The organism is Delftia acidovorans NBRC 14950, from assembly GCF_001598795.1.
GTDB classification, from domain to species: Bacteria; Pseudomonadota; Gammaproteobacteria; order Burkholderiales; family Burkholderiaceae_C; genus Comamonas; species Comamonas acidovorans.
Genome location: NZ_BCZP01000007.1, coordinates 228,662 through 243,416 on the forward strand (window position 1 = coordinate 228,662; position 14,755 = coordinate 243,416).

At 67.7% G+C, this 14,755-nt stretch carries 14 protein-coding genes; 2 read left to right on the forward strand and 12 right to left on the reverse strand.

All coding sequences use genetic code 11. The features are described from left to right. The first annotated feature begins 38 nt into the window (after nt 1–38). Nucleotides 39–686, forward strand: coding sequence for a LysE family translocator (locus DA1_RS11450; protein WP_016453272.1), 648 nt, complete (start codon nt 39–41; stop codon nt 684–686). A gap of 35 nt (nt 687–721) precedes the next feature. Here the strand turns inward: DA1_RS11450 and DA1_RS11455 are convergent, their stop codons facing one another. The 7 genes from DA1_RS11455 to rpiB all read right to left on the reverse strand — a co-directional run bounded on the left by DA1_RS11455 (nt 722) and on the right by rpiB (nt 7,781). Then, on the reverse strand, nt 722–1,678 hold the full coding sequence (locus DA1_RS11455) for a sugar-binding transcriptional regulator (RefSeq protein WP_012206377.1): 957 nt from the start codon (nt 1,676–1,678) through the stop codon (nt 722–724). 45 nt (nt 1,679–1,723) lie between these two features. Further along, nucleotides 1,724–2,845: an alcohol dehydrogenase catalytic domain-containing protein gene (locus tag DA1_RS11460; RefSeq protein ID WP_034395413.1), complete on the reverse strand. Its 1,122-nt coding sequence runs from the start codon at nt 2,843–2,845 to the stop codon at nt 1,724–1,726. Between the two features lie 48 nt (nt 2,846–2,893). Continuing rightward, entirely contained in the window at nt 2,894–3,874 is a 981-nt protein-coding gene (locus DA1_RS11465; RefSeq protein WP_012206379.1) for an ABC transporter permease, read from the reverse strand. 48 nt (nt 3,875–3,922) lie between these two features. After that, entirely contained in the window at nt 3,923–4,687 is a 765-nt protein-coding gene (locus DA1_RS11470; protein ID WP_034395410.1) for a GolD/DthD family dehydrogenase, read from the reverse strand. Next, nucleotides 4,684–5,739: a substrate-binding domain-containing protein gene (locus DA1_RS11475; protein ID WP_034398783.1), complete on the reverse strand. Its 1,056-nt coding sequence runs from the start codon at nt 5,737–5,739 to the stop codon at nt 4,684–4,686. Before DA1_RS11475 ends, DA1_RS11470 begins: the two co-directional genes overlap by 4 nt. 63 nt (nt 5,740–5,802) lie before the next feature. Next, nucleotides 5,803–7,305, reverse strand: a complete 1,503-nt coding sequence (locus tag DA1_RS11480) for a sugar ABC transporter ATP-binding protein (RefSeq protein WP_034395407.1) — start codon at nt 7,303–7,305, stop codon at nt 5,803–5,805. 2 nt (nt 7,306–7,307) lie between these two features. Beyond that, nucleotides 7,308–7,781: a ribose 5-phosphate isomerase B gene (gene rpiB / locus DA1_RS11485; RefSeq protein WP_012206383.1), complete on the reverse strand. Its 474-nt coding sequence runs from the start codon at nt 7,779–7,781 to the stop codon at nt 7,308–7,310. Between the two features lie 294 nt (nt 7,782–8,075). On the opposite strand from rpiB, the gene dhaL reads away from it, so the two are divergent. Then, nucleotides 8,076–9,872, forward strand: coding sequence for a dihydroxyacetone kinase subunit DhaL (gene dhaL / locus DA1_RS11490; RefSeq protein ID WP_034395404.1), 1,797 nt, complete (start codon nt 8,076–8,078; stop codon nt 9,870–9,872). A gap of 3 nt (nt 9,873–9,875) precedes the next feature. Here the strand turns inward: dhaL and DA1_RS11495 are convergent, their stop codons facing one another. The 5 genes from DA1_RS11495 to DA1_RS11515 form a co-directional block, all read right to left on the reverse strand. After that, nucleotides 9,876–10,382: a disulfide bond formation protein B gene (locus tag DA1_RS11495; protein ID WP_012206385.1), complete on the reverse strand. Its 507-nt coding sequence runs from the start codon at nt 10,380–10,382 to the stop codon at nt 9,876–9,878. Between the two features lie 98 nt (nt 10,383–10,480). Next, nucleotides 10,481–11,608, reverse strand: a complete 1,128-nt coding sequence (locus DA1_RS11500) for a sulfate/molybdate ABC transporter ATP-binding protein (protein WP_013801698.1) — start codon at nt 11,606–11,608, stop codon at nt 10,481–10,483. Between the two features lie 37 nt (nt 11,609–11,645). Beyond that, complete coding sequence (gene cysW / locus DA1_RS11505) at nt 11,646–12,680, reverse strand: sulfate ABC transporter permease subunit CysW (RefSeq protein ID WP_080736930.1); 1,035 nt, start codon at nt 12,678–12,680, stop codon at nt 11,646–11,648. 1 nt (nt 12,681) lies between these two features. Then, nucleotides 12,682–13,587, reverse strand: a complete 906-nt coding sequence (cysT, locus tag DA1_RS11510; protein ID WP_013801696.1) for a sulfate ABC transporter permease subunit CysT — start codon at nt 13,585–13,587, stop codon at nt 12,682–12,684. A 74-nt stretch (nt 13,588–13,661) separates the two neighbouring features. Next, a complete protein-coding gene (locus DA1_RS11515) occupies nt 13,662–14,663 on the reverse strand; it encodes a sulfate ABC transporter substrate-binding protein (protein ID WP_013801695.1) in 1,002 nt (333 codons plus the stop codon). Nucleotides 14,664–14,755: the final 92 nt, after the last annotated feature.

Sequence of the window (14,755 nt, forward strand, 5' to 3'; positions counted from 1 at the left end):
GTGGCAGGCTGTTGCCAACCGCATGAGCCTTCGCCGACATGACCCTCGCCACCCTGCTCGTCTTCTCCCTGGTCGCGCTGATCGCGATCATCACCCCCGGTCCCACCGTGCTGCTGGCCCTGGCCAATGGCTCGCGCCACGGCGTGCGCCGCGCCCTGCCGGGCATGCTGGGCGCCGTGCTGTCGGACTTCGTGCTGGTCGGCGCTGTCGCGCTGGGCCTGGGCGCGCTGCTGGCGGCCTCGGAGTTCTGGTTCTCGGTGGTCAAGTGGGCGGGAGCGGCCTACCTGGCCTGGCTGGGCCTGCGCATGCTGCGCAGCCAGGGCGGATCGCTGTCGGCACCCCAGGGCGACGGCAAGGCAGAGGCCGGCGCCGACGGCTACAGCGCCCGCACCGTGCTGCTCAAGTCGTTCCTGGTCGCCGTGACCAATCCTAAGGGCTACCTGTTCTGCTCGGCCCTGCTGCCGCAGTTCATCGACCCGGCGGCCGCCCAGGCGCCGCAGTACATCGCCATTGCGCTGGTGTTCGCGCTCATCGATTTCCTGGTGATGCTGGCCTATGCCTTCGCCGGATCACGCGCCGCGCGGCTGCTGCGCGGGCGGGCCGTGATGTGGCTGGACCGCCTGTGCGGCGGCATGCTGCTGGCGCTGGCAGGCTCGCTGGCCTTCTACCGCCGCGCGTCGAACTAGGCGCGCCGCCCAAGAGCCTCGCCTCCCCCACTGCGTCAGCGCGTCGTCCCCATGACATCGTCCAGCTGCAGCACGGCCGCCGCGTTGGCGGTGGTGGTGGCCAGGGTGTCGATGGCGCCGGTGCGCAGGGCGCCCAGGATGGCCGTGACCTTGCTGGATTCGGCCGCCACCGCGATGACGTTGGGTATGCGCAGCAGGTCCTCGCGGCTCAGGCCGATGACGCGGTCCTGCATGGGGGTGGCGGCCGGCTGGCCGTGGATGTCGATGAAGTCGTAGCCCATCATGTCGCCCACCGTGCCCGCGCGGCGGGCGTCCGAGATCTCCTGCGCGGAAAACCAGCCCATGCGGGCCATGTTGCTGTCCACGCTGACATCGCCCACGCCGATGAGGGCGATGTCGGCGCGGCGCGCCTTGTCCAGGGTGTGCCTGACGGTGTCGTTGTCCAGCAGCGCCTTGCGCAGTTGCGGATCGCCCACCAGGGCCGGCGCATAGAGCGATTCGGACTTGCCGCCAAAGCGCGCGGCCAGGCGGCGCGCGATGTGGTCGGCGTTCATCGCCTCCCCGCCACGGTAGGAGCCGCCGATGGCGCTGACGAAGTGGCACTCCCGCCGTGTGGCGGACAGGGCGTGCTCGGAGACCGAGGACACGTTGCGCCCCATGCCCACGGCCACGATGGAGCCATCGACCAGGATGCGCTCCAGCTCGCTGGCCACCAGCCCTGCCAGCAGTTCGCGCTGCCGGTCGGCATCCTTGTGGTCCACCGCGATCAGCGCGCGCTTGATGTGAAAGCGCTCGGTCAGCTGCCGCTCCAGGTCGGCGGACACCAGCGAATGCGGCCGCACGCGGATCTCGACAATGCCCTCTTCCTGCGCGCGGCGCAGCAGCCGCCCGACGGTGGCGCGCGAGATGCCGAACTCCTTGGACAGTTGGTCCTGCGTGCATCCATCGACGTAGTACAGGGTCGCCAGTCGCGTCAGGTCGCTTTCAGTCAAGGGTGCCTCCAAGGGTGCCGGGAAAGGCGCGCAGTGTAGCGCCGCTCACCGGGCCTCGCCAGCGTGGGGCAGCAGCAGGACCTTGACCGAGTCCATGGAATCGGCCACCCGGATGGCGCTCTCCCAGTCCGACAGCGCATAGCGGTGGGTGACGATGCCCTCGGAGGTGACCAGCCCGCGCGCCAGCAGGTCGATGGCAATGGGGTAGCAATGGGCGCTCAGGTGGGCGCCGCGCAGGTCCAGCTCCTTTTCCTCGCCGATGATGGACCAGTCCACCGTGGTCTCGCGCCCGAAGACACTGAACTCCACGAAGCGGCCGAGCTTGCGCACCAGGTCCAGCCCCTGCGTCACGCCCGAGGGCGCGCCCGTGGTCTCTATGTACACATCGCAGCCATAGCCGTCGGTCAGTGCGTGCACGATGGCGCGGGCGTCCTCGCGCGCGGGGTTGATGGTCACGTCGGCGCCGCAGCGGCGCGCCAGCGCCAGGCGCTGATCCGACAGGTCCATGACCACCAGCCGGCGCGGCGTCTTCAGGCGCGCCACCTGGGCCATGAGCAGGCCCAGCGTGCCCGCGCCGGCGATGACCACCACATCATCGAGCTGGATGTCGCCGCGGTTGACGGCATGGATGGCGCAGGACAGCGGCTCGGTGATGGCCGCATCCTCGAAGTCCACGCTCTCGGGAATCCGGTGCACCACGGCGCGGGCGGACAGGCGCATGTACTCGGCCATGCCGCCATCGGCCACCTGGCCCTGGAAGCCGTAGACATCGTGCACCTCGCACATCCAGCGAAAGCCGGTCCTGCAATAGCGGCAGGCATGGCAGGGCACGATCTGCTCGGCGATCACCCGGTCACCCAGCTGCACGCCGTGGTGCTCCTGGGCACCCTCGCCCACCTCCACCACATGGCCCCAGAACTCGTGGCCCGCGATCACCGGCGGGCGCACATAGGCTGGGCGGCCTTTTTCCGGGTCTCCCCAGAAGCGCGGCGCGCCAGCCCAGCATTTGCAGTCGCCCGCGCAAATGCCGCAGGAAGCCACGCGGATGACCAGCTCGCGCGGCCCGGCCTGCGGACGCGCGACGCGCTCGAGCCGGTAATCCCTGGGCCCGTGGCAGACCACGGCCAGCATGTTCGTATCGGCGGCGTCAGGCAGGGTGTTTTGCATGGAACTCTCCCGGGTTGCAGGTTGTGGACAGGACGTGGGCGCAGCGCTTCATGCCCTGCGGCGCGAACTGTCGAGCAGCACGGCGCCGACGATGATCACGCCCTTGATCAACTGCTGGTAGTACGAGGACACGCCCAGCAGGTTCAGCCCGTTGTTGATCACGCCGATGAGCAGGGCGCCGACGACCGTGCCGCCCAGGCTGCCCGTGCCGCCCGACAGGCTGGTGCCGCCGATCACCACGGCCGCAATGGCGTCCAGCTCGTAGGACACGCCGGCCTGCGGCAGCGCCGCCGTAGTGCGCGACGCCAGCAAAATGCCGGCCAGCCCCGCGAGCAGGCCGCTGACCACATAGACCAGCAGCACGATGGCGCGGGTGTTGATGCCGCTGGTCTTGGCGCTGCGCAGGTTGCCGCCCACGGCGTAGATATAGCGGCCATACACGGTGTAGCGCAGCACGAAGGCAAACACCGCGACGGCAACGGCAAAGATCACGATGGGCATGGGCACGGGGCCCAGCTGGCCGGCGCCGATGGCAAGAAAGCCGTCGGGCAGCTCGGACACCGGCATGCCGTCGTTGTAGATGTAGGTCAGGCCGCGCGCCGCACTGAGCATGCCCAGCGTGGCTACGAAGGGCGGCACCGCGAACCAGGCCACCAGCAGGCCGTTGACGCCGCCCAGCAGCATGCCCACGCCCAGCCCGGCGCCCACGCTCACCGCCAGCCCCTGGCCATCGGCCGCCAGCCAGGCGCCCACCATGCCGGCCAGCGCCAGGATGGCGCCCACCGACAGGTCGATGCCCGCCGTCAGCACCACGCACGTCATGCCGATGGCCAGGATGCCGTTGATGGAGGTCTGGCGCAGGATGTCGGCCCAGTTGCCCCAGGTCATGAAATGGGGGTTGGCCAGCGCCAGCGCGGCGCACAGCGCAATCAGCGCGATGACCACGCCGTAGCGCTCGCGCAGGCTGCGCAGGTCCAGCGCGCGCCGCCCCAAGAGCGGCGGCGAAGATGCGGCTTGAAGATTCGTCATGGAGGACTCCCGCGTTGATGGAAGAAAGGCGTGGGGCCGGCAGGCCGCTCACTGGATGGAGTAGCCCCCGTCGATGACGATGTTCTCGCCCGTCAGCATGCCGGCGTGCGTACCGGCCAGGAACACGGCCAGCCGCGCCACCTCCTCGGGCTGCGCAAAGCGGCCCGTGGGAATGAGTGCGCGCATGGCCTCCCCCACCTGCCCGGCCCAGGCCTTGCGGCCCAGCGGCGTATCCACCACGGTCGGCGAGATGGCGTTGACGGTGATGCCGTCCGTCGCCCACTCCAGCGCCAGCACGCGCGTCAGCCCCACCAGGCCCGCCTTGCTGGCGCAATAGGCGGCATGGCGCCTGAGCGCGACCACGCTGGCCTGCGAGGCCAGGTTGATGATGCGTCCGTGGCGCTGGCGGCGCATGGCCGGGGCCACCGCCTGGGCCAGCAGCAGCGGCGCCGTGAGGTTGACGGCCAGCGTGCGCTCCCAGGCCGCCTCGCTGACTTCGCCGGCCGGCTCCAGCAGCGCCACGCCGGCGCTGTTGACCAGGATGTCGATGCGGCCCGTGGCCTCCAGCACCGTGGCCACCGCCTGCTCCACGCCCGCAGGCCTGGTCACATCCACCTCCAGCGCCAGGTGGTGCCGGGGCTCCGCCAGGCTGGCAGCGGCCACGTCCAGTGCCTGCCGCTCCAGGTCCACCAGGACGACACGCGCACCGCCTTCGGCGAGCTGCCGGGCAATCGCCAGGCCGATGCCGCCCGCGCCGCCGGTGACCAGGGCCGTGCGGCCGTCGAAGTCCCGCTCCAGGCTGGCGGCGCTCATTTGCGCACCTTCTGCAAGAAGGCGTCGGCATTGGCGGGCACGATGGCGGTCCAGGGCACCTCGTAGGATTTGGCCGTGCCATCGCCCCAGGGCATGGCCTGGGCATACTCGCTCCATACCACCGAGCGCGGCTGGTAGGACGGGCCGACAAGGTGGCGCAGCAGCACATCCAGCGCGCCCTGCGCCTGGGCCTGGGCATCCTGGAAATTGGTGGTCATCTCGCCGCGCTTGACGGCCGTGATGGCGGCGGCCACGCCGTCCACGCCCACCACCGGGATGGTCTTGATGTCGATGCCCTTGGTCTTGATGGCCTGCACCGCGCCCAGGGCCTCGTCGTCGTTCTGGGCGATCACGCCCTGTATCTGGCCCGGGAATGCGGTCAGCCAGTTCTCCATCAGTCCCATGGACTCGGCGCGCGACCAGTTGGCGGTCTTGCGCGCCAGCACCTTCACGTCCTTGTGGCGGGCCAGCACCTCGTCATTGCCGCGCGCCCGCTCGATCTGTGCCGACTGGCCTATGGGCCCCTCGATGACGACGATATTGCCCTTGCCGCTGATGGCCTTCATCAATGCCTCGGCCTGCATGCGGCCGGCCACCACATCGTCATTGCCCACGTAGGAGGTCAGCACATCGCCCTGCACGCGCGTGTTGGAGCCCACCACGGGAATGCCGGCCTTCACCGCCTTCTGCACGGGCGCCGCACCCGCCTTCAGGTCAATGGGCACGAAGAGGATGCCGTCGTACTTCTGCGTGATCATGGTGTCGAACTGGTTGCTCTGCGTCAGCGCGTCGTAGTTGCCGTCGAACACGGTGATCTGCACCGTGCCGTCCTTCACGGCCGGATGCGCCTTCAGCTCCTTGGTCCACATCTGCATGAACTCGCCCTTGAGCCCATAGACGGCCGCGCCTATGCGGTAGGGCTTGGCCGGTGCTGGTACTGGTGCTGGTGCCGTCAGCGGGGCCGGAGCCTGGGCCCGGACCTGCGCTGCGGCCAGGAACAGCCCACCGGCAAGCGCGGCGGCAAGCACGGTGGTGAAACGAAAAAACGGCATGGTCATGTCTCCTGTGTGTTGTGAAAGGCAAGGGGGAAAACGCTGCATGGGCATCGCCCGGGCTCAGGAAGCGAGGTGCATCAGCGCCTCCTGCGTGATGCCGTGGCCGGCCACCACGCGGTCAAGCCGGCCTTTGCGGAAGATGGCAATGCGGTCGCTCAGCTCCAGCAGTTCCGGCGCCTCGGAGGACACCACGACAACGGCATGGCCCTGCTCGGCCAGCGAGGCCAGGAAGGCGTACACCTCGCGCTTGGCGCCTTCGTCGATGCCCCGCGTGGGCTCGTCGCACAGCAGGCAGACGGGGTTGGTAGCCATGCAGCGGGCCAGCACCACCTTCTGCTGGTTGCCGCCGCTCAGGCCCGAGACCGGCATGGCCGGGCTGGCCAGCTTCACGCGCAGGCGCTGCAGCAGGCCGCCCACCAGCACGCGCTCTGCCGCGCCATCCACCACCCCGGCGCGCTGCAGGCCCGGCAGTGCGGGCAAGCTGGTGTTGAAGCGCACCGAGGAGCTCATCACCAGCCCCGTGGCCTTGCGGTCCTCGGTCACCAGGGCCAGGCCCGCCTTGATCGACGCCGCCGGATTGCCGCGCGGCAGGGGCAGCCCGCCCATGCTCGCCTGCCCCTGATCGGCGCGCGTGAGGCCGTACAGGCAGTTGAGGAATTCGCTGCGGCCCGATCCCATCAGTCCGTAGATGCCCAGCACCTCGCCGGGGGCAACGTCCAGGCTGATGTCCTCGAACTCGCCCCGGCGCGTGAGCCCCTGCACCGACAGCAGCGGCTCGCCCGGCGCCGCAGCCCTGCGCTCGTTGGCGGCAGCGCGGACTTCCCTGCCCACGATGAGCTTCACCAGCTGCCGCCGGTCGATATCGGCCAGCGCGCCGGTCTGCACGAAGCCGCCATCGCGGAACACCGTGTAGCTGTCGGCAATGGTGAAGATCTCCGTCAGGCGGTGCGACACGTAGAGGATGCCGGCGCCCTGCGCGGTCACGCGGCGTATCGCGTCGAAGAGGATGGCGGTCTCGCTTTCGCCAATGGCCGAGGTGGGCTCGTCCATGATGATCAGCTCGCTTTGCCGGCTCAGGGCCTTGGCAATCTCCACCAGTTGGGTCTGCGCCAGGCTCAGGCGGCCCATCTGCGCACGCGGATCGATATCGAAGCCCAACTGCCTGAGCAGCGCATCCGCCTGCTCCAGCAGCGCGGCATGGCGGACCACCACGCCAGCGCGCCGGGGCTCGCGGCCCAGGAAGATGTTCTCGGCCACGCTCATGCCCGGGATGGGCGACAGCTCCTGCGTGATGATGGACAGGCGGTGCGCCAGCGCCTCGTGCGGCGTGGCGAAATCCACCGGCCGGCCCTTGAGCAGAATCTCGCCGGCATCGCGCCGCAACAGGCCCATCACGATGTTCAGGAAGGTGGATTTGCCTGCGCCATTGCCGCCGCACAGCGCGTGCACGCTGCCCGCCTGCAGCTCAAGGCAGCCGTTGCGCAGCGCAGGCACGCCGCCGAAGCTCTTGGCCACCCCGCGAGCCTGCAGCAGTGCGGTGCCGGTGCGGGTGCCGGTGCCCATGGTCACGCGCCCTGCCCGCGCCCGGCCGCGGCGGCCTGCGAGCGTTCGAAGCCGGTGATGGCATCCACCTTCAGGGCCGAGCTGCCGCCATCGAAGCGCGATGCAAGGAAGCGGTCCACGATGGCCTTGGCCAGCTCCACCCCGATCACGCGCGAGCCCAGCGTGATGATCTGCGCGTCGTTGCTGCGGCTGGCGCGCTCGGCCGAATAGGTGTCATGGGCCTGCGCGGCGCGGATGCCCGCCACCTTGTTGGCGGCAATGGCCATGCCTATGCCCGTGCCGCACAGCAGAACGCCGCGCTCATGGCGGCCCTGGACGATGGCCTGCGCCACCGCGATGCCGATGTCGGGGTAGAGCACCGGCTCGCCGTCGTGCGTGCCGAAGTCGGCCACTTCGTGGCCCTGGGCCAGCAGATGCTGCTTCACGGCGTTCTTGAGGTCGCAGGCGGCTTCGTCGCAGCCGATGGCCAGCTTCATGGCATCCCCTTCATTACAAAAGACCATCACATGATCATTTGATCAATGTTTTTTGAGAGTCTTCTCAATCGGAGATCATTTGTCAAACAACGAAAGCTATGCGCATCAGCAATATGAAGACGTAACCTGTTGAATTTTCTAAATAAATCATCAAATCCTATCGTTTTCCCTTGGCTATTGAATAGCCAAAAGGCATTGACACGCCAATTTCAACAAATCAAAAATGACCACGCAATGATCATATGAACAGTCTTCGGCACACCCGCCGAGACCGCACCTGGAGGAGACAAAGGCATGACGACCAACCGCGTGATCAACGACCCCGACCGGGTGGTGGAGGACATGCTCCAGGGATGGATCGCCGCCCATGGCGACACCCTGCGCATCGACGCCGGCAATGCCCGCGTCGTGCGCCTGCATGGCGCGCCACGCAGGGGCAAGGTGGGCATCGTGACGGGCGGCGGGTCGGGCCACGAACCAGCCTTTCTGGGCTATGTGGGCGCAGGCCTGTGCGACGCCGCCGCCGTGGGCGAGGTCTTCTCGTCCCCCACGGCCAGAAGCTTCTACGACGCCATGCGCGCGGCCGATGGCGGCGCCGGCGTGGCCTGCCTGTATGGCAACTACGCGGGCGACAACATGAACGTGGCCATGGCCGTGCAGATGGCCGCGGCCGAAGGCATGGCGGTCAGGACCGTGGTGGCCAACGACGACGTGCCTTCAGCCGCGCGGGGCGACGAGGCCAGCCGCCGCGGTGTGGCCGGCGAGATCCTGATGTGGAAGGTGGCGGGCGCCCGGGCGGCCATGGGCGCCAGCCTCGACGAAGTGATCGCCCTCGCACGGCACGCCATGGCCCGCACGCGCAGCATCGGCATCGGCCTGTCGGCATGCACCATTCCCGCCGTGGGCAAGGCCAACTTCCATATCGAGCGCGGCAGCATGGAGGTGGGCATAGGCCACCATGGCGAGCCCGGCATGTCCGTGCACCGCACGGCCACGGCGGCCGATATGACCGAGCGCATGCTGGACACCCTGCTGCCCGACCTGCCCTTCGCCCCGGGCGACCGCGTGGCCGTGCTGCTGTCCGGCCTGGGCGCCACGCCACTGATGGAGCAGTACATCCTCTATGGCGAGGTGGCCCGGCGCCTGCAAGAACGCGGCATTCAGGCGGCCTTCCGGCTGGTGGGCAATCTCTTCACGTCGCTGGAGATGATGGGCATCACGCTCACGCTGATGCAGTTGGATGATGCGCTGGAAGCCTGCCTCAAGGCGCCCTGCCAGTCAGTCGCCCTGACCCTGGCCGGCGGGCTGCCGCCCCAGCCGCAGGACGCCACTCCAACGTCGCCCTCTGTTCCGGCAAGGACGCCGGCACAGGCCCAGGAACAAGCACAAACCGCCCGCCCCCAAGCCGCAAGGCGCACCAGCCAAGGGCCGGCCATCGTGCTCGATGGCGCGGGCAGCATCGTGCGTGAACTGATCACGGCCATCGTCAGCCACCGGGAGTTCCTGAGCGAGATCGACGGCCTGATCGGCGATGGCGATCACGGCATCAACATGGCCAAGGGCTTTTCCGGCTGCGGCGCACGGCTCGATGCCATGGACGCCAGCCAGGCGGCGCAGCTGCCTGCGGCGCTGCAGCAGCTGTCCCAGGCCTTGATGGACGATATCGGCGGCTCCATGGGCCCGCTGTACGGCAGCTTCTTCCAAGGCTTCGCCGATGTTCTTGGGCCGGAGCAGGAGATGGATGCCACCCTGTTCGGCCAGGCGCTGGCGCGGGCCGTCGCCGATGTGCAGGAGATGGGCAAGGCCCAGGTGGGCGACAAGACCCTCATCGACACGCTGGCCCCGGCCCTGCAGGCCTACCGGCAATCGCTGCAGGCGGGCGCCGGCTTCCGCGAGGCGCTGCAGGCCATGGAGGCCGCGGCCGAAGCGGGCAAGGAATCCACGCGCCACCTGCAGGCCCGCATCGGGCGCTCGGCCCGGCTGGGGCCGCGCTCCATTGGCGTGCTGGACGCGGGCGCCACGTCCTGCTGGCTGATTCTGAGCACCCTGGCGCAGTCGCTGCAGCGGCGACTGGCGCAAGCCTCAGCCTAGGGCTCAGCGCCTGCGGGCAGCGCCGCGCACCAGCAGCACCAAGACGGCCACGCTCATGATGGCGAAGCAGATGAAGGACCAGTTGGCGATGGAGCCGCCCAGGAAGCTCCAGTCCACGGCGGCGCAGTCGCCCGAGCCACGGAAGATCATGGGCACGGCACGGCTGATGGAGTAGTTCTCGATCATTCCGTAGAAGTCGCGCCCGCAGGTGGCGAACTCGGGCGGATACCACTGCAGCCAGCTCTGGCGCGCGGCGACGAAGGCGCCAAAGCCTGCAGCCACCAGCGCCAGCACGCCCCAGCTGATCAGCCAGCCGCGACCGCCGCGCACACTGCCCAGGCCCGTGAAGAGGGCCACGCCGATCAATGCATAGCGCTGCACGATGCACATCGGGCAGGGCTCCAGCCCGACCACATGCTGCAGATACATGCCGAAGGCCAGCATGGCCACGCAGGCCAGGCTGATGAGCGCCAGGATGCGGCGCGGAGCGTTGTCAAACCATTGAAGCATTCTTGTCTTTCGTCACCCGGTTGAATGAAATCAGGGCTGCGGCGCCGGCCCGGCGCTGCAGCCCTGTTCAGCGGGTGCAGGAAGCCGTTGCCGCGCCGTCAGATGCCAGCCGCCTCGTCCAGAAACACCTTGGCACGGCGCGGTGTCACCACCAGGGTTTCCCCCTCGCGCAGGGCCATGTCCCTGAACTGCTGCGCAGGAATCTGCGCCTCGATCAGGCCACCCTCTTCGGCATTGTCCGTGCTTTCGGTGCTCTCCGATGGAATAAGTTCCAGGCGCGCAATGGGCCCCACGACGATGGCGCGGGCCAGCTGCACGACGATGCCCGTGGGCCGTCCCTGGACGTCCAGGTTCTGGCCGGGCGAGTAGCGCTCCACCTCCAGATCGTGCGGGCGCACATAGGCGAAGGCCTTGCTGTCGCTGGCGCCCTTGGCGTCGTGGCTGTCCAGCTGGGTGCCGTCGTCCAGGTAGACACGGCCATCGCTGGCGCGGCCCTTGAACAGGTTGACATCGCCCAGGAAGCCGTAGACGAAGGGCGTGGCCGGGTTGTCCCAGACCTGCTGGGGCGTGCCCTCCTGCTCGATGCGGCCCTGGTTGATGACGACCACGCGGTCGGCCACTTCCAGTGCCTCCTCCTGGTCATGGGTCACGAAGATGGAGGTCACATGCAGCTCGTCATGCAGACGGCGCAGCCAGCGGCGCAGCTCCTTGCGCACCTTGGCATCCAGCGCGCCGAAGGGCTCGTCGAGCAGCAGCACCTTGGGCTCCACCGCCAGGGCGCGGGCCAGGGCAATGCGCTGGCGCTGGCCGCCCGACAGCTGGGACGGAAAGCGTTCGGCAATCCAGTCCAGCTGCACCAGCTTGAGCAGGCTCATCACCTTCTCGCGGATCTGGGCCTCGCTGGGGCGCTGGCTGCGCGGCTTCACGCGCAGGCCGAAGGCCACGTTCTCGAACACGGTCATGTGGCGGAACAGCGCGTAGTGCTGGAACACGAAGCCCACGTTGCGCTCGCGCACATGGACATCGGTGGTGTCTTCGCCGCTGAAGTGGATGCTGCCCACGTCGGGCGTCTCCAGGCCCGCGATGATGCGCAGCAGCGTGGTCTTGCCGCAGCCCGAGGGGCCGAGCAGTGCGATGAGTTCGCCGGACTGGATGTCCAGGCTCACATCGCGCAGGGCCTGGAAATCGCCGAACTGCTTGCTGACGTTGCGTATTTCAATGCTCATGGTCTTGCTCTTGCTTTTGTCTGGTCGGGGCCGAGGTTCAGGACACCTGCGGCACCTGGGATGCCTGGGATGCCTGGGATGCCTGGGATGCCTGGGATGCCTGGGAAGACGCCGTGGGGCGCTCGGGAGGCAGGTCGGCAGCGGCCTTGGCCTGCTGCTCGGCACGCCACTCGGCCACCGACTTGATGACCAGGGTCACCAGCGCCAGCAGGGCCAGCAGCGAGGCGGCAGCGAAGGCGGCAACGGACTGGTACTCGTTGTAGAGGATCTCCACATGCAGCGGAATGGTGTTGGTCTGGCCGCGGATGTGGCCCGAGACCACCGACACCGCGCCGAACTCGCCCATGGCACGCGCATTGCACAGGATCACGCCGTACAGCAGGCCCCACTTGATGTTGGGCACGGTGACCTTCCAGAAGGTCTGCCAGCCCGTGGCACCCAGCACGATGGCGGCCTGCTCCTCGTCGCTGCCCTGCGCCTGCATCAGCGGGATCAGCTCGCGGGCGATGAAGGGGAAGGTCACGAAGATGGTGGCCAGCACGATGCCGGGCACGGCGAAGATGATCTTGATGTCATGCTCGGCCAGCCAGGGGCCGAACCAGCCATGGGCACCGAACACCAGCACGTACATCAGGCCCGCCACCACAGGCGAGATCGAGAACGGCAGGTCGATCAGGGTGATCAGAAAGGCCTTGCCCCGGAACTCGAACTTGGCGATGCACCAGGCCGCCGCCACGCCGAACACCAGGTTCACCGGCACGGCGATCAGCGCCGTGATCAGGGTCAGCTTGATGGCCGACCAGGCATCGGGCTCCTGCAGGCCGGCGACATAGGCGTCCCAGCCCTTGCGCAGCGCCTCGGTGAACACGGCCGCCAGTGGCAGCACGAGGAACAGGCCGATGAAGATCAGCGCAATGCCCGTGAGAATCCAGCGCACGGCGCGCGGCTCGGTGGTGGTGAGCTTTTCGCGCCGGCCCTTCGGGGGCGCGGTGAGCCTGTACAGAACCAGAACGGCGACCAGCACCGCGCCAATGATCTTGAGAAGCAATGCTTCCTGTGGAGACAACGCCATCTCAAGCCCCTCCCGAATGCTTGCGCTGCCATGCCTGCAGCGCGTTGATGACCAGCAGCATCACGAAGGAGAACAGCAGCATCACCACGGCCACGGCCGTGGCGCCTGCGTAGTCGTATTGCTCCAGCTTGCCAATGATGATCAGCGGTGTGATTTCAGAAATCATGGGCATGTTGCCCGCGATGAAGATGACCGATCCGTACTCGCCGATGGCGCGTGCAAAGGCCATGGCAAAGCCCGTGAGCAGCGCGGGCGTGATGGCCGGCAGGATCACCTTGTAGAAGATCTGCCAGCGCGAGGCGCCCAGGCTGGTGGCCGCCTCCTCAAGCTCCTTTTCGGAGTCTTCCAGCACCGGCTGCACCGTGCGCACGACAAAGGGCAGACCGATGAAGATCAGCGCAATCACCACGCCGTTCGGGTTGAAGGCCAGCTGGATGCCGTAGGGCTCCAGGTACTGGCCCACCCAGCCGTTGCCGGCCAGCAAGGCGGTCAGCGAAATACCGGCCACGGCCGTGGGCAGGGCAAAGGGCAGGTCCACCAGGGCATCGACGATCTTCTTGCCCGGGAACTTGTAGCGCACCAGCACCCAGGCGATCAGCAGGCCGAACACCAGGTTCACGCAGGCCGCCGCGAACGAGGCGCCAAACGTCAGCCGGTACGAGGCCAGCACGCGCGGCGAGGCCACGGCCTCCCAGAACTGGGGCCAGGTGAGCGAGAAGGTCTTGAACAGCAGTGCCGACAACGGGATCAGCACAATCAGGCTCAGATAAAACAGCGTATAGCCCAAGGTCAGCCCGAAGCCGGGCAAAACGCGCTTGGCGCCGCGCCCTTTGCGCGCCGCACCGGACGGTGCGGGCACAGGAGCGTCGGCGCCAGGCCTTGGGCTGGTCGGAACGGCAGACACCATGTTGGATTCCAAATCAGCCAGTGTGGGGAGGGGGCCTCAGGCGGACTGCGCCGCCTTCATACCTGCTTGCGTGCTTACTTGCCGGGGACGTAGATCTTGTCGAACTGTCCGCCGTCGTTGAAGTGCACCTTCTGGGCTTCGGACAGCGAGCCGAAATACTTGGCCACGGTGAACTGCTTGATGGGCTTGAACACATCGGCATGCTTCTTGAGCACGGCCTCGGAGCGGGGGCGCAGCGCGTGCTGTGCGGCGATTTCCTGGGCCTCGTCGGAGTACAGCCAGGCCAGGTAGTCGTGCGCCAGCTGGCCCGTGCCCTTCTTGGCCACGGTGCGCTCGACCACGGCCACGGGGTTCTCGGCCACGATGGACACCGAGGGATGGACGGCATCGACCTTGCCCTTGCCGAATTCGCGGTCCACGGAGACCACTTCGGATTCGAAGGTGATCAGCACGTCGCCGATATTGCGCTGCAGGAAGATGCTGGTCGCGTCGCGGCCGCCCTTGCCCAGCACGGGCACGTTCTTGTAGAGCTGCTGCACGAACTCGGCCGCCTGCGCGTCGGTGCCGCCCTTCTCGCGCACTGAGCCCCAGGCCGCCAGGTAGGCGTAGCGGCCATTGCCGCCGGTCTTGGGATTGACCACCACGACCTTCACGTCGGGACGGATCAGGTCGCTCCAGTCCTTGATGTTCTTGGGATTGCCGTTGCGCACCAGGAACAGCATGGTCGATGTGGTGGGCGAGGCATCATTGGGGAATTTCTTGGCCCAGTCCTTGGCGACCACGCCGCTGTCGGCCAGGAACTGCACGTCGGTGGTGGTGTTGAAGGTCACCACGTCGGCGGCCAGGCCGTCGTTGACGGCGCGCGCCTGGGCGCTGGAGCCACCGTGCGACTGGTCCACCTTGATGTCCACGCCCTTGGTCTTCTTGTAGTGCGCGACGAAGGCGGCGTTGTAGTCCTTGTAGAACTCGCGTGCCACGTCGTAGGAAACGTTGAGCAGCTGGTTCTGCGCCGATACCGTTCCCGCGGCGGCCAGCGCCAGGGTGGCCAACAAAGTCTTGAGCTTCAAAGAATGCATGGTTCGCTGCCTTTTATTAGTGGACATCTCTGCGGTGTATTCACAGACAGTCACATTGTGCGAACGCTGACTTAAAACTCAAAAGAATATAT

Coding starts and splice junctions, on each gene's coding strand:
- DA1_RS11450 (WP_016453272.1), top strand. CDS start 39: ATGACCCTCGCCACCCTGCTCGTCTTCTCCCTGGTCGCGCTGATCGCG.
- DA1_RS11460 (WP_034395413.1), bottom strand. CDS start 2,845: ATGCAAAACACCCTGCCTGACGCCGCCGATACGAACATGCTGGCCGTG.
- DA1_RS11465 (WP_012206379.1), bottom strand. CDS start 3,874: ATGACGAATCTTCAAGCCGCATCTTCGCCGCCGCTCTTGGGGCGGCGC.
- DA1_RS11470 (WP_034395410.1), bottom strand. CDS start 4,687: ATGAGCGCCGCCAGCCTGGAGCGGGACTTCGACGGCCGCACGGCCCTG.
- DA1_RS11475 (WP_034398783.1), bottom strand. CDS start 5,739: ATGCCGTTTTTTCGTTTCACCACCGTGCTTGCCGCCGCGCTTGCCGGT.
- DA1_RS11480 (WP_034395407.1), bottom strand. CDS start 7,305: ATGGGCACCGGCACCCGCACCGGCACCGCACTGCTGCAGGCTCGCGGG.
- rpiB (WP_012206383.1), bottom strand. CDS start 7,781: ATGAAGCTGGCCATCGGCTGCGACGAAGCCGCCTGCGACCTCAAGAAC.
- dhaL (WP_034395404.1), top strand. CDS start 8,076: ATGACGACCAACCGCGTGATCAACGACCCCGACCGGGTGGTGGAGGAC.
- DA1_RS11495 (WP_012206385.1), bottom strand. CDS start 10,382: ATGCTTCAATGGTTTGACAACGCTCCGCGCCGCATCCTGGCGCTCATC.
- DA1_RS11500 (WP_013801698.1), bottom strand. CDS start 11,608: ATGAGCATTGAAATACGCAACGTCAGCAAGCAGTTCGGCGATTTCCAG.
- cysW (WP_080736930.1), bottom strand. CDS start 12,680: ATGGCGTTGTCTCCACAGGAAGCATTGCTTCTCAAGATCATTGGCGCG.
- cysT (WP_013801696.1), bottom strand. CDS start 13,587: ATGGTGTCTGCCGTTCCGACCAGCCCAAGGCCTGGCGCCGACGCTCCT.
- DA1_RS11515 (WP_013801695.1), bottom strand. CDS start 14,663: ATGCATTCTTTGAAGCTCAAGACTTTGTTGGCCACCCTGGCGCTGGCC.